Source organism: Polyangium jinanense (assembly GCF_028435365.1).
In genome coordinates, this window is sequence record NZ_JAGTJJ010000017.1 from 58,643 (window position 1) to 76,983 (window position 18,341).

Annotated in this window: 15 protein-coding genes and 1 pseudogene; 10 read left to right on the top strand and 6 right to left on the bottom strand. The window is 68.9% G+C overall.

The features are described 5' to 3' along the window. Positions 1 to 478: 478 nt before the first annotated feature. Both KEG57_RS25800 and KEG57_RS25805 read right to left on the bottom strand, forming a co-directional pair. Positions 479 to 1,600 (bottom strand): hypothetical protein, encoded by a 1,122-nt coding sequence (locus KEG57_RS25800; RefSeq protein ID WP_272427704.1) that lies wholly within the window; start codon positions 1,598 to 1,600, stop codon positions 479 to 481. A gap of 19 nt (positions 1,601 to 1,619) precedes the next feature. Further along, entirely contained in the window at positions 1,620 to 2,744 is a 1,125-nt protein-coding gene (locus KEG57_RS25805; protein WP_272427703.1) for a PEGA domain-containing protein, read from the bottom strand. Positions 2,745 to 2,943: 199 nt separating this feature from the next. On the opposite strand from KEG57_RS25805, the gene KEG57_RS25810 reads away from it, so the two are divergent. From KEG57_RS25810 to KEG57_RS25830, 5 genes are read left to right on the top strand one after another with little or no spacing between them, the layout of a single operon-like run. Next, positions 2,944 to 3,864, top strand: a complete 921-nt coding sequence (locus KEG57_RS25810; protein WP_272427702.1) for a hypothetical protein — start codon at positions 2,944 to 2,946, stop codon at positions 3,862 to 3,864. A 43-nt stretch (positions 3,865 to 3,907) separates the two neighbouring features. Next, entirely contained in the window at positions 3,908 to 4,453 is a 546-nt protein-coding gene (locus KEG57_RS25815; protein WP_272427701.1) for a hypothetical protein, read from the top strand. A gap of 8 nt (positions 4,454 to 4,461) precedes the next feature. Continuing rightward, positions 4,462 to 6,339, top strand: coding sequence for a hypothetical protein (locus tag KEG57_RS25820; RefSeq protein WP_272427700.1), 1,878 nt, complete (start codon positions 4,462 to 4,464; stop codon positions 6,337 to 6,339). 39 nt (positions 6,340 to 6,378) lie between these two features. After that, complete coding sequence (locus tag KEG57_RS25825; RefSeq protein WP_272427699.1) at positions 6,379 to 7,851, top strand: sigma-54-dependent transcriptional regulator; 1,473 nt, start codon at positions 6,379 to 6,381, stop codon at positions 7,849 to 7,851. Between the two features lie 52 nt (positions 7,852 to 7,903). Beyond that, positions 7,904 to 9,268, top strand: coding sequence for a TolC family protein (locus tag KEG57_RS25830; protein WP_272427698.1), 1,365 nt, complete (start codon positions 7,904 to 7,906; stop codon positions 9,266 to 9,268). A 331-nt stretch (positions 9,269 to 9,599) separates the two neighbouring features. Here KEG57_RS25830 and KEG57_RS25835 read toward each other — a convergent pair whose 3' ends face one another. From KEG57_RS25835 to KEG57_RS25845, 3 genes are all read right to left on the bottom strand, one after another. Further along, the gene (locus tag KEG57_RS25835) at positions 9,600 to 11,225 is read right to left on the bottom strand and encodes a putative metal-binding motif-containing protein (RefSeq protein ID WP_272458865.1); all 1,626 of its coding nucleotides are present in this window, start codon (positions 11,223 to 11,225) and stop codon (positions 9,600 to 9,602) included. Continuing rightward, the gene (locus tag KEG57_RS25840) at positions 11,216 to 11,767 is read right to left on the bottom strand and encodes a hypothetical protein (RefSeq protein WP_272424686.1); all 552 of its coding nucleotides are present in this window, start codon (positions 11,765 to 11,767) and stop codon (positions 11,216 to 11,218) included. The genes KEG57_RS25835 and KEG57_RS25840 overlap by 10 nt, the downstream gene beginning before the upstream one ends. Before the next feature lie 66 nt (positions 11,768 to 11,833). Then, a complete protein-coding gene (locus KEG57_RS25845; RefSeq protein WP_272424684.1) occupies positions 11,834 to 12,658 on the bottom strand; it encodes a peptidylprolyl isomerase in 825 nt (274 codons plus the stop codon). 77 nt (positions 12,659 to 12,735) lie between these two features. On the opposite strand from KEG57_RS25845, the gene KEG57_RS25850 reads away from it, so the two are divergent. After that, positions 12,736 to 13,368: a DUF192 domain-containing protein gene (locus KEG57_RS25850; protein WP_272424683.1), complete on the top strand. Its 633-nt coding sequence runs from the start codon at positions 12,736 to 12,738 to the stop codon at positions 13,366 to 13,368. On the opposite strand, the gene KEG57_RS25855 is transcribed toward KEG57_RS25850, so the two are convergent. Continuing rightward, on the bottom strand, positions 13,365 to 13,853 hold the full coding sequence (locus KEG57_RS25855) for a hypothetical protein (RefSeq protein WP_272424682.1): 489 nt from the start codon (positions 13,851 to 13,853) through the stop codon (positions 13,365 to 13,367). The genes KEG57_RS25850 and KEG57_RS25855 overlap by 4 nt on opposite strands. A 167-nt stretch (positions 13,854 to 14,020) precedes the next feature. On the opposite strand from KEG57_RS25855, the gene KEG57_RS25860 reads away from it, so the two are divergent. The 4 genes and pseudogenes from KEG57_RS25860 (at position 14,021) to KEG57_RS25875 (ending at position 18,231) form a co-directional block, all read left to right on the top strand. Further along, positions 14,021 to 14,926 carry a lysophospholipid acyltransferase family protein gene (locus tag KEG57_RS25860; RefSeq protein ID WP_272424681.1) on the top strand — a complete coding sequence of 302 codons (906 nt, stop codon included), beginning with the start codon at positions 14,021 to 14,023 and terminating at the stop codon, positions 14,924 to 14,926. Further along, positions 14,923 to 16,302 carry a hypothetical protein gene (locus tag KEG57_RS25865; protein WP_272424680.1) on the top strand — a complete coding sequence of 460 codons (1,380 nt, stop codon included), beginning with the start codon at positions 14,923 to 14,925 and terminating at the stop codon, positions 16,300 to 16,302. The genes KEG57_RS25860 and KEG57_RS25865 overlap by 4 nt, the downstream gene beginning before the upstream one ends. A 104-nt stretch (positions 16,303 to 16,406) precedes the next feature. Then, positions 16,407 to 16,592: pseudogene (locus KEG57_RS25870) on the top strand (Rdx family protein); the annotation flags it as partial. A 64-nt stretch (positions 16,593 to 16,656) separates the two neighbouring features. After that, positions 16,657 to 18,231, top strand: a complete 1,575-nt coding sequence (locus KEG57_RS25875) for a hypothetical protein (protein WP_272424678.1) — start codon at positions 16,657 to 16,659, stop codon at positions 18,229 to 18,231. Positions 18,232 to 18,341 lie beyond the last annotated feature (110 nt).

Here is an 18,341-nt window from a genome sequence, read left to right on the forward strand (position 1 = left end):
GGAGTGCCCTGCGCCTCGACGACAGAGACTTCCCCGCCCTTCCCATCACATTGCGCCTGCTTACAGTCCCCTTCGGGCTGAGGGGTTACCGATGTTCCTGCCGCAGCGAGGGTGCGCGTGCATATCCTTGCGGCACACGTCCACTTCTCGCATGCCGTGGAGGTTCCACAGTCGTCGACGCTGATGCAACCTACACACTGGCCGTCGCCGTCGCAGACGCCAAGGGGACACACTGCGTGCCCTGCAGAGGGGCGCTGCGTGCAGACGTTCGCCTCACAGGTCCAGAAGAAGCAAAGCGGTGATTCACCGCAGTCGGAAGGCACGACGCAGGCCCGGCAGTTTGCGTCCTCGCATACCTTCTCGTACTCGTCGATGCCAAGGGCGAGGCCGCATCCGACGATCATGCCGGCGAGAAGAATGGCCAGCGGGATCCGGATGGAGCGCATCGGGGCACCCTTCAGGGCAAGGGCTCACGCTCTCAAGGAGCGCATACGCCGTTCGTGCATGTATTATTGAAGCATTCACCAGGCTGATTGCACGAATCGCCGGGGGCCTTCACGCAGGTCTTTTGGCCGTTACCGTCAGGATCGGCGCAGCGGAGACTTGCGCAATCACCGTTACCGGTGCAGCTGGTATTGAGTGCCTGCAAGCAACTCGCCGCTGCGCTGCAAGCCAGACCATCAGCGTTCAAACAGGACATCCCGTTCCCGTAGGAGGGGTCCTCGCCATATTTGTCGATGGGGTTGCACTCGCCAATAAAGTCAGGCAGATCACACGCAAGACAGGGACCACTGCAAGGAGAACTGCAGCATACCCCATCTGCACAATTGGCAGTCGTGCAGTCTCCTGCGATATTGCAAGTTTTGCCCTGCGTGCATTTGGCGCATCGATCGCCCCCGCAATCGATATCACCCTCGTCCCCGTTCTTGATCCCATCCATGCAACTGAAGCATGTATTGGACTTCGTATCGCAATAGACCCCGGCGACCCCACAATCCGCATCCGTATTACACTCGACGCAATTCCCCTCGCCGTCGCAGCTCTTCCCACCCCCCACGCTGCAAGGCGTCCCCTGCGCGGCAGGCATGCTCATCGGCGTCCCGCCCACGCACGACGAAAGCTGACACTGCGTCGACGGCACGTCGCTATCGTCGTTCGCCGTCGTCTCCTCGCCGTTCCCGTCGCACTGGATCTGCTTGCAATCCCCCGGGACCTGAGCGGGTACCGGCGTGCCGGACGGCGCGAAGGTCAGGGTGCAGACGCCGCTGTTGCACGCGAACGGCGCGCAGTCCGACGGTTCCCCGCATTGCTCCGGGCTCGTGCAGCCGGTGCATTGGCCGTTCGCGTTGCATTTCAGCGCGTTGTTCACGCCGCACGGCAGACCCGCCACCTTCACATGCGCGTTTGGCTGGCCTTCGCAGCCCTCCACCGTGCACGGGTCGCCGTCGTCCGCCGCGAGCTTGCATTCGCCCTTCAGCGCCGTGCTCTCGCCGTTGCGTTCGATGTCCTCCGCCTCGTTCGAGCAGCCAGGGCCCTGCAAAAGGCCGATCATCGCCATCGGCAAGAGCAAGATCCACGTCGCGCGATTCGTTCGCCGCATGTCCCGGTTCTCCAGTCCCTCAGAACGAGCCGACCACCATGCCGCCCGTCTGGCCCGCGCCAAAAACCGGGACGACGTTCACGCCCATGAGCTTCCGGCCGAACGGCGTGCGCGGCAGCAAAAACAAGCCCAGCGTGCCGATCGCCGCCACGCCGCCAATGATGTACCCCGCCATCGCCCCGTTCGCCGCCGCGTCCTGCGACGACAACGTGTCCTTGAGCTTCGCGCACGCCCCCGCGTTCGGCGCAAACCCGCCCGCGCCGCACAGACCCGAGGTCGTCGGCGTCGTTCGCCGCAGGACATCGAGCTGCTGATCCGCCTCGTCGCTCTTGCCGTTCGCCATCACCGTCAGGCCCACGCCGAGCCCGAGCCCGAGCACCGTGAGCCCTGCGCCGCCGATCATCCCGTACGTGCGCCACTTCGGCGAGGGCAACGGCGGCGGCTTCGGCTCCTCCTTGGGCTTCTCCGGCTCCGCCTTCTCGGGCTCCGTGGGCAGCGGCGCCAGCGCGAACTCCATCTCGCTCTCGGTCGCCGGCGCCACCGCGAGCAGTTCCTTGCCCGGGTCGAAGCCGAACTTCTTCACCTCGATCTCGTGGCTGCCCGGATCGACGAAGATCGGCGCCGCGAGCGGCGTGCGGCCCGCGGCGCGCCCGTCGACGACCACGTCCGCGCCCTCGACGTTCACCTTGATGTAGAGCGTCCCGAGCTTGAGCTTCGCCTCGTCGAGCAGCTTCTGCGCCGCCTGCTTCTCGATCGCCGTCGCCGACTTCGCCTCGCGCACGTAGAGCTCGAGGTGCTCGGCCGCGTCACGCGGCTTGCCCGTCTGCAGCTCCGACTGGCCGAGGATCAGGCCGTAGGCCGGATCGGGCTTCAGCTTGAACGCGGCGAGCGCCGCGTCCCGCGCCTTGTCCCACTGGAAGGCCTTGTGCGCCTTCTTCGCGTCCTCGAACAGGCGCGTCGACTCCTTGTCGGCGTCCGCCGGCGACGGAGCCGGCGTCGGCGTCGGCGTCGCGGGCGCCGCGGCGCCTTTGTCTGGCGTCGCCGGCTTGCCCGGAGCGCCCTGCGCCCACGCGGCCGGCGTGCTGGTCCAGACGCCCGTCACGAGCAGGCCAGCTGCCCACCATCGCCCTCGTCGCATCGTCATCGCCCCTCGGCTCCTTGCTTCCGGCGCGCATTGGACCAAACAAGAGGCCTTTCCCTCAAGCGTAAAGTTTCGATCCGGACGCGGTCCGCGCCGCCCCGAGGGGGCCAGGCCCGCGCCCCGCGCGGAGGCCGAAGCCGGTATCGCCCCGGCGCGAAAAGTCGAGGCGCTCGGAAGGCGAGCCAACATCGTTGGTGCACCAATGAAAATGACCCCCGTGCAGCGAGAGACGTTGACCGACGGGACGGTGCGCTTGCGCGGCAGTTCCTGCGCGTATCTGTTCACGCGCCCGAGGCCGAGGGCCACGCTCGTCACCATCACCGGCCGCGACGTCGACGAGCTCGGGGACGCACCGACGGCCGAGGTTGACGCCGAGATCCAGCGCTTCGGCGCGCCCCTCCTGCTCTTCGTGGACCCGAGCGCGGCCACGAGCGTCGCGAACGCCGTGGCCGACCGCTGGACGAGCTGGTTCGCACGCCGCCGCTCGGTCCTCGAGCGCGTCGACATCCTTGTGAGCTCCCGCTACCTGGAGCTCACGGTCGCCTGGAGCCGCCATTACTCCGGCGCCGGGGACCTGATCCGCATCCACAACGACCCGGCGCGTTTCGACGTCCTGCTCGCGTCCGCGGCCCCCGGCGCCCAGCGCCCTGCTCCTTCGCGTTTCACGGAGCCGGCGGCGCCGATCCAGCGCACCCGCGCCGCGGACGGCGCCCTCGCGCTTTCGAGCCTGGGCCTCACGTTCGGCCTTTCGAGCCCCGGGGACGGCGCCCTCTACACGACGATCCGCGGCGTCGATCGAGGTCAGCTCGGCGGCATGCCCTTCGACGAGATCTTCGCGCGGATGCCTGCGTCCGGCGCGCCGATCACGCTCTTCGTCGACACGCGTGGCGCCTCCGCGCCGGCCGAGATCGTACGCGACAGCTGGAGCGCATGGTTTTCCGCGGCCCGCGCGCGGCTCCGGCGCGTCTTCGTGCTCGTCGACTCGGGCGCCGTGCGGTTCAACGTGGCCATGGCGAAACACGGCTCGAACACGGACGCACTCGTCGCCATCCATACCGATCCCGGGGATTTTGCGCGCGCGGCGCAGAGCCTTTTGCCCGGTTTCGTTCTTCCGCCGGTCTGACGTGAAACTAGCTCCCTCGGCAGGACCGTGTTCCAATCGTGGGATGCGCCGCTCGCTCCCGCTCGCGCTTGCCGGGCTTTTGATCGGCTCGTTCGCCTCGGCCGAGGAGTCGACCTCGAAGACGCCGCCCCCCGCAGGCGCGTCCGCGCCCGCCGCGCCCAGGGCGCCCGTGAAGAAGGCCCGGAAGGCGAAGAAGGCGAAGAAGCGTGATCCGAAGGCGCCCGTCGCGAGCTCGCCGAGCTTTCAAATTCTCGCGAGCGGCGTGAGCCGCGTGTGGATCGAGGTCAGCGAGAAGGTCGACGTGACCGAGCACAAGGCCGAAGGGCGGATCGCGTACCGCTTGAAGGGCGTCGTGGTGCCCACGCGGACGAACCGCCTGCCGCTCGAGACGATGTTTTTCCAGACGCCCGTCGGTCGCGTGCTGCTCGTCGAGCTCGACGACGGCGACGTGGATCTCGTGGTCGAGCTGAAGCAGCCGAGCACGCCGAGTTACAAGCTCGTCGAGACGGAAGGCGGCGTGACGCTGCAGGTCGATTTCCCGGCGTCCGCTACGTCGAAGCAAGCTCCCGCCGAAGGGGCGACGCGCTGAACCGACGCGTGGTCGCCGCGGCGCTCGGGTTCGCCGCATGGATTTCGGGGACGCCTTCGCGCGGGCAGGACAAACCCGGCGTGCAGCGCGAGGTGCAGTTCCGCGCCGACGAGGCGCGCGCGGATCCCGAGCGTGGCGAGGTCGAGCTCGAAGGCGGCGTGGTCGTGACGTACGACCGCTTCCGGCTCACGAGCCGCAAGCTCGCGATCACGCTCGGCCCGAGCGCGGTCGAGATGCGCGGGACGGCGAAGATCTTGCACTGCCCTTGCAAGGATCCGCCCGTTTCGCTGGAGATCTCGGGGGCGCGGGCGACGGGGCAGGGGGACCTCGAGCTCCGATGGCCGCGGCTCTACTTCGGGCCCATCCCGGTGTTCATTCTGCCGTGGCTCCTCGTGCGGCCCGCGGATCGCGTGGGGCTCTTGCCGCCGCGGTTCGCGATGCGCGGCGACGACGGCGCGCTCCTCGGCGCAGGCGCACGGTTTCCCTGGCGCGGCGCGGACGGGAAGTTGCGCGCGGTCGAGCTCTACGCGTCGGGATACGTGCAGGGAGGCGTGGAGCTCGGCGCGCGGATCGAGGGGCCCACGATGACGGGGCGGTTCACGTGGGATCGGCTCCGGCAGGATCGGTTCGTCGCGGATACACACGGGTTCGTCCGGACGGACGCGCGGCCGGACGTGCGGATCGCCTGGGATCTGGATGCAATCCGGGGTGCGCGGGGGCTCGTGGCGACGCCCTCGCTCACGGCGGCGGCGCAGCCGTTCGACGTGGGCGCGGCCAGCGTGACGATGCAAGTCTCACCGGGTCGAGGCGTGGGCGCGATCCTCGGGACCGGGCTCACGGCGAGGGCGCGGCGTGGGGAAGGGCCGATCGTTTGGGGTCCAACGGCGTTCGCCGGGGCCTCGGGCGCAGTGGGGCGACGCGGGAGCTGGGAGGCGAACACGGCGCTGGCGATGCTTTCAGGGCAAACGAATGCGCCGTATGCGCGCGCCGAGGCGGGGATCGAGGTCGCGCCGCGGCTCGGGCCGCTCTTCACGCGGGCGCGGCTCGGGACGCGGGCGCGGCTCGCGGGGCCCGAGGGCGCGCCGATGGCCTGGGACGCCGTGGCCGAGGCGCGGGGCGAGGCGTCCGTCACCCTGGAACGGTCGTTCGGCGAAGCGAAGGACGCGGCCCCGCTCGTGCACCGCATCACGCCGCGGCTCGAAGCGCGTGGCGCGGTCGCGCAGGGCGCGGGAACGTTTTTCCAGGCGATACGGCCGGATCTCGGGCCCGTGCTCGGGCTCGCGGCGCTCTCCGTGTCGAGCTCGATCGGGAGCGCATTCGGCAGCTCGCTCGAGGCCGAGGTCAAGGGCGGGTTCGTCGCGACGAACACGGGCACGAGCGCGGTCGGGTGGGCGAGCGCGGAGGGCACGTACGGGGCCGTGAGCGCGCGGGTCGAGGCGATCGCGAGCAAGGGGAGCGTGGAGCTCCCGGACGAAGCGGGGGATGGAATTTCTGCGCTCGCGGAGCTACGCGTGGGCCTGGAGGACAAGACCACGGTCCTGCTCGACGTGTACGGGCGCGCGGCGGGAACGGGCGCGCTCGCGCGTTCGCTCGGCGGCGGGCTCCTGCTCGGCGACACGATCGGGATCGTGGCGGAGCGCGGGCTTCTTCTGGGCCTGGGTTATGCGAGGCCGCTCTTCGGCGGCGTCACCGGGAACATCCGCGCCGACGCCGACGTGTGGACGAGGGCCCTCGTGGGCATGGGCGGCGCGCTCGCGTATCGGCATCCGGACGGGTGCGTGGCAGTCGAGGTCGGCGGGAGCCGTCGCGCGGGGCGAAAAGGCACGGACATCTGGGTTTCGGTCGACCTCGTTCCCCCGCTGCCGACGCGGCCCGTGCCGCGTTGACTTGCACGCGGAGGATTCGAGCGCGACCATGGCAGCGACGTGCCGAGCGAGACGACGCAAGGGGCGACCAAGGCGCCGAAGGCGCACGTGATGGTGGTCGACGACGAGCCGGCGCTGCGTCGCAGCCTGGCGCGCGTGCTCCTCGCCGAGGGCTTCGACGTGATGACGGCCGAGGACGGCGCCGCCGCACTCACGCTGCTCTCGACGGCGCGCGCGGTCGACGTGGTGCTGCTCGACGTGATGATGCCCGGTCCGAGCGGCATGGAGGTGCTCGCGCGGATCAAGGAGCAGCACCCCGAGGTCGAGGTCGTCATGATGACGGCGTTCGGCGACATCGACACGGCCGTCGCGGCCGTGCGGCAAGGCGCCTACAACTTCCTGACGAAGCCGTTCGGCCCCACGGAGACCGTGGCGCTCGCGCTCATGCAGGCCGCGGAGCACAAGCGGCTCGTCGATCGAACGCGCGTGCTCGAGCAACGCCTCGTGGAGCACGAGCGGTTCGGCGAGCTGATCGGCCGCTCGTCGCGGATGCAGGAGGTCTACCGGATCGCGCTCGGCGCAGCGCCGACCACGTCGACGGTGCTGATCCTCGGGGAGAACGGGACGGGCAAGGAGCTCGTCGCGCGCGCGATCCACCAGCACAGCCTGCGGAGCGACAGGCCGCTCCGCGCGATCAACTGCGGCGCGATCCCCGAGACGCTCGTGGAGACCGAGCTCTTCGGCAGCGTGCGCGGCGCATTCACCGGCGCGCAGGATCGGCCGGGGCTCTTCGAGCTCGCCGACAAGGGGACCGTGTTCCTCGACGAGATCGGCGATCTGCCGCTGAGCGCGCAGGCGAAGCTGCTCCGCGCGCTCGCCGAGGGCGAGATCAAGCGCGTGGGCGCGACGCAGCCGAAGACGGTCGACGTGCGCGTGATCGCCGCGACGAACGTGGACCTGAAGGAGCGGATCGCGTCGGGGCGTTTCCGGGAGGACCTTTATTATCGGCTCGCCGTGATCCCCGTGCATTTGCCGCCGCTCCGGCAGCGAAAAGAGGACATCCCGCTGCTCGCGTACCACTTCTTGCACAAGTACGCGCGGCGGAGCGGGCGCGACATCAAGCGGATCGGTGTCGAGGCGCTCAGGCTCCTGCGCGAGCAGCCCTGGCCGGGGAACGTGCGGCAGCTCGAGAACGCGATCGAGCACGCGGTGGTGATGGCGCGCGGGGACTCGATCCTGCCGACGGATCTGCCGTTCGGGCGAGACGAGGCGCACGTGGAGGAGGACGGGGCGGCGGGGGATACGCGGGCGTTCTGGGGCGATACGCTGTCGGAGCTGCCGTTCACGCAGGCAAAGGAGAAGGCGGCGTTCGCGTTCGAGCGCGCCTACGTGGAGCGGCTGCTCAAGCGAACGGGCAACAACGTGAGCGAGGCGGCGCGGCAAGCGGGGATGGATCGCTCGAATTTCCGGCGACTCATGAAAAAGGTCCGCACGGCCTCGGACGACGGCGTGGGCGAGGATGACGACGTGTGATGTCCGCGAACACGGTTGCAGCGAGCGAGCCCCTGTGAAAAAGAGCGCGGACATGGCGCAGCGGTCGATCCGGCGATGGCTTCTCGGGGCGGCCCTTTCCCTGGGCGTCGCCGCCTTGCCGGCGCCCGCGGAGGCCAGAGAAAAGGTCGTCTACGACCTGCGGCAGATCCTGGAGATCGCCGAGCGAAACCATCCGAACGTGCTCGCGGCCCGGGCGCGTCTCGCGCAGGTGCGCGCGCAGCTCGACGAGGCCCACCGCGCGCCGTTCAGTCAATTCCGCATGAGCGGCGGCGTCGGTCTAGCGCCGACCGTGCTCGGCAACAACGTGTTCAGCCCGAACACGGACGTGTCGCTGACGAGCAGTCTCGGGCTCGCCTGGAGGGCCAGCGTCGACGGGGTCGTGCCGCTCTGGACCTTCGGCAAGATCACGAACCTGTGGGACGCAGCCGAGGCGAACGTCGAGGTGAACAAGGCAAACGTCGAGAAGGAGCGCGACGCCGTGCGCCTCGACGTGCGCCGCGCCTATTTCGGCCTGCAGCTCGCGCGCGACGGCGCGCTGCTCCTCAAGGACGTGCGCAGCGCGATCGACAAGGCCATCGGCAACGTGAAGAAGTCGATCGAGGAGGACGAGGGCGATCCGATCGAGCTCTTCAAGCTGCAGACGTACACGGCCGAGCTCGAAGTGCGCGAGGCCGAGTCCGCGCGATACATGACGGTGGCGCTCGCAGGTCTCCGGTTCTTCACGGGGATCGCAGATCTCGACATCCCCGACGCGCCGCTCAAGCCGCCGAAGCACAAGCTCGGGCACGTGTCGCGGTACCTGACGGCAGCGCGGCTGCATCGGCCGGAGCTCGCGATGGCGCGGGCCGGGGTGCAAGCGCGGCGCGCGCAGGTCGAGGTCGCGCGGGCGCAGCTCTTTCCCGATATCGGGCTCGGTCTCAACGCGGGCTATGCGCGGGCGCCCGAGGTGGCAAACCAGATCAACCCGTTCGGCGGGGATACAGCGAACTTCTTCTGGTACGGCGCAGCCGTCGTGTTCCAGTGGAAGCTCGATTTCCTGCCGCAATCGTCCCGCATCCAGTTCGCCGAGGCGCAACTCGAAGAAATGCGCGCGACGGAAAAATACGCGCTCGGCGGCGCAGGGGTCGAGGTGGAGACGGCCTACGCCGAGGTGATCGACTGGCAGAAGCGCGTGGACGCGTACGCGAAGGCCGTGTCGTACGCCCGGAAGTGGCTGGTCACGGTGCAGCAGGGGATCGACGTGGGAACACGCGAGGAGAAAGACGTCCTCGACCCGGCGAAAGCATTCGCGACGAACCGCTTCAGCCTGATGAACGCAACGATGGAGCTCGATCTCGCGATGAGCCGGCTCGCCAAAGCAACCGGCTGGGACGCGATCGCGCCCGACGGGCTCTGAGGCGCTTCGCTGGGGCGTTGCCCCAGGCCCCACCAGGGGCTGTCCGCCCCTGGACCTGGACCAGCGCAAGCGCTGGACCCGGGGTCGATGAACTGCGCGATGCGCAGTTCATCGAACAGGCCGAGTAAAGACCACGAACGACGCTGCCGACCAAGACAGCGTCATTTCGATTGGCAACGCTGTTCCTGGTCTTGCCACCGGCTCGTGGAAGAACCGCGCATCGCGCGGTTCTTCCAACCCGAGTCCAGGGCTTGCCCTGGTTCGGGTCGAGGGGCGAACAGCCCCCGCGGGGTCCGGGGCGGCGCCCCGGCGCGGCGGCCCAAGCATCGCGCTAAGGCACGATGCAGCCGAGCCGTGTGAAGAACACGTGCTGCTGGCCTTCGCGGTCGTCGCGGAAGAGGATGCCGACGTTGCCGTCGGGGCCGAACGTGGCGATCGGGTAGATGCTGTCCTTCTTGCCGAACGTGACGCGTTGCTCGGTGCCGGAAGGGTTTAGGTTCCCGTCGAGCATGAGCGCGTAGAGCTCGTAGCCGTCGTTCTGGTCGCGATCGTCGGCGTAGACGAGCAGCACGCGGTCGCCGAGGGCCTTGATGCTCGGGTAACGCGAGCGGAAGGAGCCGGGGTTCGTGAGTGCCTTGGGCTCGACGAGGATGTTGCCGTCCTCGTCGACGACGGCGCCGTAGATCGCCTTGGGGTTCGCCGTCTTGTCGAACCATGCGACGACGTACCGATCCTGGTTCCAGGCGATCGTGGGGTAGACCGAGTCGCTGGTGCCCTGCGTGAGGGAGACCGCCGGCGATCGCGGCGTGAGATCCTGGTTGAAGACCTGGAACTGGATGAAGTGCTGGAGCGCGTCGCCGGGCGCCCACGCGACGCCGATCGACGAGAGGCCGGGCGCCATCTGCGGCGCTTCGTTGCCCACGTTGAAGGCCTGCGTGAGCTTGACGTTGCCGCCGATCGGCGCGCCGTCGATGGAGAGGCGCTGCGCGTAGAGGTCGAAGAGGCCCTCACGCTCGTCTTGCCACGCGACGATGAACTCGCCGCCGGTCCAGCCGAGCGAGACGTTGATCGAAAAACCCTCGGCGAAGGAGAGGCGTGTGTCGGGCAGGACCTTCGCGCCGCTCTCGTCGAGCAGCGTGAAGTACACCTCGTAGTCGCCGCTGCGACGATCCTGCCACGCGATGCCGTACCGATCGCCGACCCACACGATCGGGCCGCCGGCGTTGTCGCCGTTCTGGAAGACGATCGGCGCCTCGGGGCCGAGCGGCACGCCGGTCGGCGCGAGCATGTTGAGGCGCATCGAGAAGCCGGAGACGGTGCCCGTGTACGCCGCCGCGTACGAGGTGCCGCTCCACGCGAGGCCGCCGGGGCCCGCGGGCGCGATGTCGCCTGAGAGGCGGATGGGCTCGTTGAGGAGCGGGATGTACGTGGCGCCGTCGTCGACGACGCCGTTGCAGTCGTTGTCGACGCCGTCGCAGACCTCGGTACCGCCCGGATACGCGAGCTCGCTCTTGTCGTCGCAGTCGTCGCCGCACGCGTTCGGATCACCCGGCAGCGTGCCGGGCCGCGGGCCGCGGAAGCCGTCGCCGTCGTTGTCACGCGTGGCGACCTCGTACGTGCACTGCCCCGTCTTCGGGACGCACGCGTCGTCGGTGCACGGATCGTTGTCGTCGCAGACGATGGGCGGGAGATCGACGCAGAGGCCGCCGTTTCGCGGGGCGCCTGCCTCCGCGCCTGCTGCGAGGTCGCAGTAGACGGGCTCGCAGAGGTTCTTGTGGCCGGGACAATCCGAGTCGACGAAACAAGGGGGCTGAGGCGGGCCGACATCGAGCGGCGTGCGCGCGCCGCAGCCGCCCGCCACGATCCCCGCGGCCACGAACATGCCCGAGAGCGCGGCGAGTGAGAGTCCGATCAGGCTTCGTCCGCCGCGCGCCTTCCGCAAACGCTTCACAGGCATCCGCCGAACCCTTCGACGTCGATCGGCTCGCACACGAGCCCGGACGGGCAGCCATCGTTGCCATCGAGCGGACAGAGCTGCACACACTGCGTGCCGGAGCCGGTCACGACGCAGGCAAACCCCGCCGCGCACCAGAGGCCCGTGTTGCTGCCGCACGGATCACCTTGCACGCCGGAGCCCGCGGGCGCGCAGAACGCGCCGTAGACCTCCTGGCCGCAGGGTTCGCTCGGGTATGAGACGAAAATGAAGCACCCGTCGCCGGGGAAACAGCCGCTGTTCAGTTGATCGAAGGGATCACACTGGAAGTCCTCGATCGGCGGCGGCGTGGAGGGGCAGCCGGGATCGATGTACTCGTCGAACGCGTCCTTGCCCGCGTCCCAGATGGGGCCTGTTGCGGTGCTGCTCGACGAGTCCCCACCCTCGCCGCCGCCTCCGCCCTGGCCCTCCGTCTCCCGCACGATCGAGCTGCCGCACCCGCCGAGACCCGCGGCCGGGACGATGAGGCCAAGCGCGGCGGCCACCAAGATAAGCCGCTTCTGCATGCCCGAAGCGTAACCGAATTTTTTCGCGCGCGCCGCGAGGGAGAGGAGGATCCGGCGCAGAAAAGGTCACTTGCGGGTGACGGTGACCTTCTGGATGACGGGCGGGGTTTCCGGCTTCTCGCGGACCACGGGAACGGAGGCGATCTTGTGCACGACGTCCACCGGCGCGCATTCGCCGAAGATCGTGTAGCCGCCGTCGAGGTGGAACGCCGCCTCGTCCGTGATGAAGAACTGCGCGCTGTTCGTATTCGGCCCGCGGTTCGCCATGCACAGGAGGCCGGGACGATCGTGGTTCGCGTCCTCCCAGACCTCGTCCGGGATGACGTATCCGGCCTCGCCCGAGCCGTTCTTCTTGGCGTCGCCGCCCTGGATCATGAAGCCCTTGATGATGCGGTGGAAGATCGTGCCGTCGTAGGCGGGCTTCTTCTCCCACTTGCCTTCGGGCGTCTTCCACGGGCGAACGCCGCGCGCGAGGCCGACGAAGTTGGCGACGGTGATGGGCGCCTTGTCCTCGAAGAGCGTGCACTCGAGACTGCCCTGATCCGTCTCGATCGTGGCCACGAGGCTCTTGCCCGCGGGCAGGCCTTTCGTGGCGTCGGCGAGGGTCCACTTGCCCTTGACCGGATCGTCCTCGCTCGGCTTGACCTCGGCGACGGGCTTGGCCGAGACCTTCTTCTTCGTGGGCTTCGGCAACTGGATGCGCGGCCGGGCGCTCTTCTCGGGCTGGCCGGGCGCTTCCTTGTTCTGGGTCTGGGCCTCGGTCTTGCGTTCGGGGGCCGCCGTGGGCTCGGGAGGGCTCGACTCACAGCCGCTCGCGAAGGCGGTGACGACCAGGGCAGAAGCCGCGGCGAAGGCGGTGAAAGCAGGGCTTTGGATCGCGGGAAGTTTCATAGGAGGTCTTTCCCTTGCGGCGAGGCGCGGCGAAGGTCAAGCGCCGGCTCGCATCGTGCTACGAAGGGGCCCGAGCCATGGCCGTCACGAAGCTCAGCATCGCCCTGTCGCTCGGGTTCCTGGTCGTCGCCTGCGAGCCGCGCGTGGAGGAGCCGGTACCGCCCCCGCACGACGCGCGCCCCGAGCCGATCGGGCAAGAAGCCCAGGCCTCGGAAAATCGCCCCTCGAAGACGCGGTGCATCCACCCGACCGAGGACAAACCCAAGCGCACGCTCGCGCAGACGGGCCCCGATCCGGCGTGTCCGCCCGACGATCTCGCCAAGCCGCCCGTGCTGCGCGAGGGCAAGGTGGTGTTCGCCGACGCGAAGGACGAGACGGTCACCGTGGAGATCGCGCAGCGTGATCACGAGCGCGCCCGCGGGCTCATGTACCGCAAACACATGGACGAGCAGCGCGGGATGATCTTCGTCTTCGATCGGAACGAGGTGCACCAGTTCTGGATGCACAACACATGCATCCCGCTCGACATGCTGTTCGTGGATGCGGACGGGACGATCGTGGGGATCGAGGAAAACACGCCGACGATGAACGACTCGACGTTCTCGGTGCCGTGCCCGTCGCGTTACGTGATCGAGGTGAACGCGGGGTACTGCCGGCGGCACGGGGTGCGCGCCGGCCAGAAGGTTCGTCTCGAAGGGATCGCGGGCTAGCTGCAGGAGTTCGCGCCGTCACAGCGCACGTAGCAGTCGTTGCAGATCACGCACGAGGCGTACTGGTTGAAGAGGTCCGCCCCGGTCGGGTAGGCCGACTCGCAGTTCGTGTAGCAGGCCGTGTCGCCATCCGTGCACCCGTCGATGCACGTGACGAAGTCACCACAATCGAGGCTGTCGGCGCAGGCCGCGAACTCGGACGTGCAGAGGCCGTCGGCGGTGTTGCGCGAACACTCGGAGCACGTGGAGCAGTCGGCCGTGGTCATGTCGCAGGTGGTCATGGCGACGCCGCCGCCGCTGCCGCCGCTGCCGCCGCCGCCCGAACCGCTACTGCTCGAACTCGATCCGGGTCCTGGACCCCCCCAGTCATCGCCTCCCTCGCCGCCCCCGCCGCCGACGCCGCCGGTCGAGCCTTTGGCGCAAGCGAACACGTTGAGCGCGAGAAACGAGCAAGCGACGGCGAAGATCGAACGCGCGGACATCATGAATCCTCCTGCCGCGCGATGGGGCGCGGCGCCGGGGTATCGACGAGCCATCGTCGCACGAATTCGAGGAAAAAAGGACGCAGGGGCAAGGCGCGCGACGCCTTTCGAGGCCGACGCAAGGCGCGGGTCTTGGCACGCTTTTGTTGGTTTCGGTATACGAGGAATGCGTGGTTGCTTTCGTCGTTCCACATGAGCCAGTCCCTCCCGTCGACGCGCTGAAAGACGGGCTCGCCGCGCTCGCGGAGAAGGCGCGCGACAAGGTGCGCCCGAATGATCTCGAGGCTCGCGATCCGCGCTTCATCGAGCGCGCGATGCCGCTGCTCGGGATGCTCTACGACCACTACTTCCGCGCCGAGACCGAGCTCGAAGAGCCGTTCGCTCCCGGTCCCGCGCTCGTGGTCGGCAACCACAACGCGATGACCGGGACGCCGGACATGTTCTGTCACATGCTCGCGTTCTGGAGGCTTTACTCGCCCGCGCGTGTCTCGTACGGGCTGATGCACGACGTGCCGTTCCGCTTCCCCGGCGCGGGCGCGTGGCTGAACGCCGCGGGCGCGATCGCGGCGAACCCCGACAACGCGGCGCGCGCGCTCGATCGAGGCGCGGCGGTGCTCGTGTTCCCGGGCGGCGACATCGACGCGTGCAAGCCGTTCTCGCGACGGTACGAGATCGAGTTCGGCAAGCGCCGCGGCTTCGTGCGCACGGCGCTCAGGCACCAGGTGCCGATCGTGCCCGTGGTGAGCGTGGGCGCGCATCACTCGCTCTACATCTGGACCGACGGGCGGCGCATCGCGGAGGCGCTCAAGCTGCCGATGCTCGCGCGATCGAACGTGGCGCCGCTCGGCGTGGCGCTGCCGTGGGGGATCATCGCGGGAATCCCGCTGCCGCATCTGCCGCCGCCCGTGAAGATCCACACGCGGATCCTCGCTCCGATCCGCAGCGATCTACCGCCCTCCGCGGCCGACGATCCCGACGCGGTGGAGGATCTTTTCGAACGCGTACGAAGCGCGATGCAGCGGACGATGAACGATCTGAAGCAGCAAGGCCGCCACGGCTTGTTCCCGGCCTCATGAAGACGCTCGCGCCGCTCGTCGCGCTCTCGATCGTGGCCGTCGCTTCCCCGGCGAGCGCGGTGGCCGTGGGCGGCGCGACGCCGTCGCCGGTGGTGCACGAGGATTACGTGATCGTGAGCCACGACGAGGCGAGCGGTCGTGAGCACGTGCTCTTCGCCGCGCGCCTCGCGCCCGCCGCGCCGCGCGTGCTCCTCGGCTTGCCGACGCCGAGCACGCCGACGATCGAGCCGCGCCCGTTGCTCGATCCCGCCGCGCTCGTGCACGCGCTCGTCGAGCCGTACGAGCGACGCACCCGCGGCCGCGCGCCGGCGCCTCCGGCCGCGTGGGTGATGGATCGATCGACGCTCTCGGGCTTCGTCGTCGGCCCCTCCGCGGGCGAGCAGCCGTTCGACGCCGCGTGGACGAAGAGCTACGTCGATCGGAATTTTTCGTTCGCCGTGCTCGACGTGGTCACGCCGCCGGGAAGCTCGCTGGAGATCATGACGCCGGCCGCGCACGTCTCGTTCGACACGCCCCGCGTGATCCTCGCGCGTCGCGAGCCGCCGCGCGCGGAGCCACCTCCGGACGAAGCGCAGGAAGGCGCGGTGCTCCCGCTCGTGGTGGAGTCGGTGCGGGCCGAGCCAAAGGCCGTGGCGCCGAGCAGCGAGGTGATCGCGCGTATCCTGCGCGCGCGGAGCGGGCCGATCCTCGATTGCTACGAGCGTTTCCTCGAACATCGCCCCGAGGCTACGAAGGTGACGATCGAGGCTTCGATCCGGCCGAAAGGCGACACGGCTTCGTTGCGCTCCCCGGGCGAGCGTGACGGCGATGAGACGACACGCGAGCTCGCGAGGTGTGTCGTGACGATCCTCCGCGCGCGGCAGTTCCCGCGGACGGACGAGGGCTGGAAGTTCTCCGCGGATCTCGCGTTCAAGCCGCCACGCACGCCCGCGCGCCGCACGCACGTCGTGCTCGTCGGGCCCTCGCGGTACGTGTGGAAAGATCCGCCCGCATCGGCGCGCCTGCTGCACGATTTCGAGGCCAGACCGGAGGATGTCGCGCGTGCCATGACGCCTGATCTACGCCGCGCGCTCGGGCTTCCCGAAGGCAAACGCCTGTGGATCTCGCACTGGCTCGACCGGGACGTGCGGCGCGCGCTCGCCGAGGACGCGCTCTTCGATCGCGAGGCTCTACCCGCGGACGGCGAGCCGGGCACGCTCTCGGCGCCCACGCAGAAGCCGCCCGAGATTCGTCCCACGGCGGAAACCGCACGCGAAAAACCGCGCGCACGTTCACGCGGCAAGCGCACCCGCGGCGTCCTCGTCGCGGCCACGGCGCTCCTGTTCACGGTCGCCCTCGCTCTCTGGCTCGCGCGGGACGAACGTCCTTCGGCGTGAAGCGCGTTGCCCCTTGCGCTCGCCCACGCCGGCATCCATGGATTTCCGAGGAGGCCTCCATGAACGTCGTGATCAAGTACTGCCACGTCTGAAACTACAAGCCCCGGGCCGTGAGTTTCGCGGCCGCCATCAAGGATGCGTTCGACGTCGACAGCAAGCTCGAGATCGGCAAGCCCAGTCAGTTCGACGTGATCGTCGACGGCGAGCTGATCTTCTCGAAGCAGTCGGCAGGCCGTTTCCCGGAGATCCAGGAGGTGCTCGACGCCATGTCGAAGCGCGCGGCCGGCTGACCGCCGCGAGCGACAAACCGGCCGCAGCTTGACGGCCGTGCGTCGATGAGGTCCCCTGTCCTGGATGCGCCGCTCCCTCGCGCTTCCCTTCCCTGCCCTGCTGCTCCTCGCGCTCGCCGGGTGCGGCGATCTCGACACCTTCGTCCCGGATATCCCGGGGTTCAGCGGTCCGGCGGGCGTCGTCGAAGGAACGCTGACCTACACGGGCCCGCCGCCGTGCACAGAGAAGGGCCACATCGTCGGCGCGGCCATCGTGCTCGCCTTCGACAAGCGCCTCTTGCCGCCGCCCTCGGGCCTCGGCACGGGCGCCGCGAGCCTCGACGCGATCCCGGGGGACGTGCTCTTCGCGAGCATCCGCGACAAACTCGTCTTCGACAAAGACGGCGCGCTCCGCTGCCCCGATCCTTCGGCGCCGAACATCACCGCGAGCGGGACGTGGACAATCGCGCCGCTGAGCGGCGGGACGTACCAGTTCCGCGGGTTTTACGATCGCGACGGCGACTTCAACCCGGCTTTCTCGATCTCGAATCTGCCGACAGCGGGCGACGTGGGCGGCGGCGCGATCGACAACGCGGCCGAGGTGCTCATGGGCGCGGCGCCAGCGTACACGGAGGTCAACATCGGCGAGCCCGACGGCAAGGGAAACCTCGTGATCCCGCCGGTCGGCGTGCACGTGCTCGGCGTCGGCGTGACGCTCGGGCAGGTGCTGCCGCTCGAACGACCCGTGTTCTACCCGTCGGCCGTGAACGACAGCGTCGCGGGCAACACCGATCCGCACAAGGTCGTGGTGCCGTCGGACTTCGAGTTCGCCACGTTCCCCCCGAACGACGCGTCCTTCATCCGCATCACGTTCTCGGCAGGCGTCGATCCAACCGAGATCGACGCAGCCGCAGTCACGCCGTTTTTCCTACCCGTGAAGGATCCGGCCGCGACGCTCTACATGGCGGTCGAGGACGTGAACGGCGACGGCCTGCTCAACAACGAGGATCACGTGGTCGAGTCGGCAAACGTGCCGCAGCTCTACCCGACGTCCGTGTTCTCGAAGATCAACGCGCCACGGCTCGCGAACGACAAGCGCATCGAGACGCAAGCGCGGCCGCGCGTGATCATGCAGGGGCTGACGCTCTTGAAGAACCTGCTGCTCACGGCGACGAAGCTGCCGCCCGCAATGCCCGATCCGATGAACCCGCCGTTCCAGTCGATGGAGTCCGAGGTGACGGTCGCGGTGCGGCCGGCAGCGATCTGCATCGATCCGGTCGATACGTCGAAGAACGGCGTGTTCGTGCTGAGCCGCAAGACGGCCGCGGACGGGACAGCGATCATCGCCGATGAAGAGGCGTTGAAGCAGAGCCTCGCGGCGCGCTTCGGGCGCCCATTCGACATCGTCTACGGTTGTCTGCCGGAAGGGCAGTACTCGATGAACCTCGTCTATCCGACGGGACAGGCGTGGAGCGTGCCGAACGAGGCCGGCATCTGTGCACTCGCCGAGCCGCAGACGTCCGACGGCAAGACGTGCAAGGCCGTGACGAACTCGCGCCCGAGGCTCGTGTCGCAAGACGCGATGCTGATCGTGGGCGCGCCAAAGGACGACGCGTACTGCAAGGCGAATCCGACGCCCTCGGCGTGTACCGGGCTTTGAGAGCGTAGCGCCGGGGTTTCACCCCGGGCCCGACCAGGGGCTGTTCGCCCCTGGACCCGAACCAGGGCGCAGCCCTGGACCTCAGGTGCATCGACCGCGATGCGGTCGAT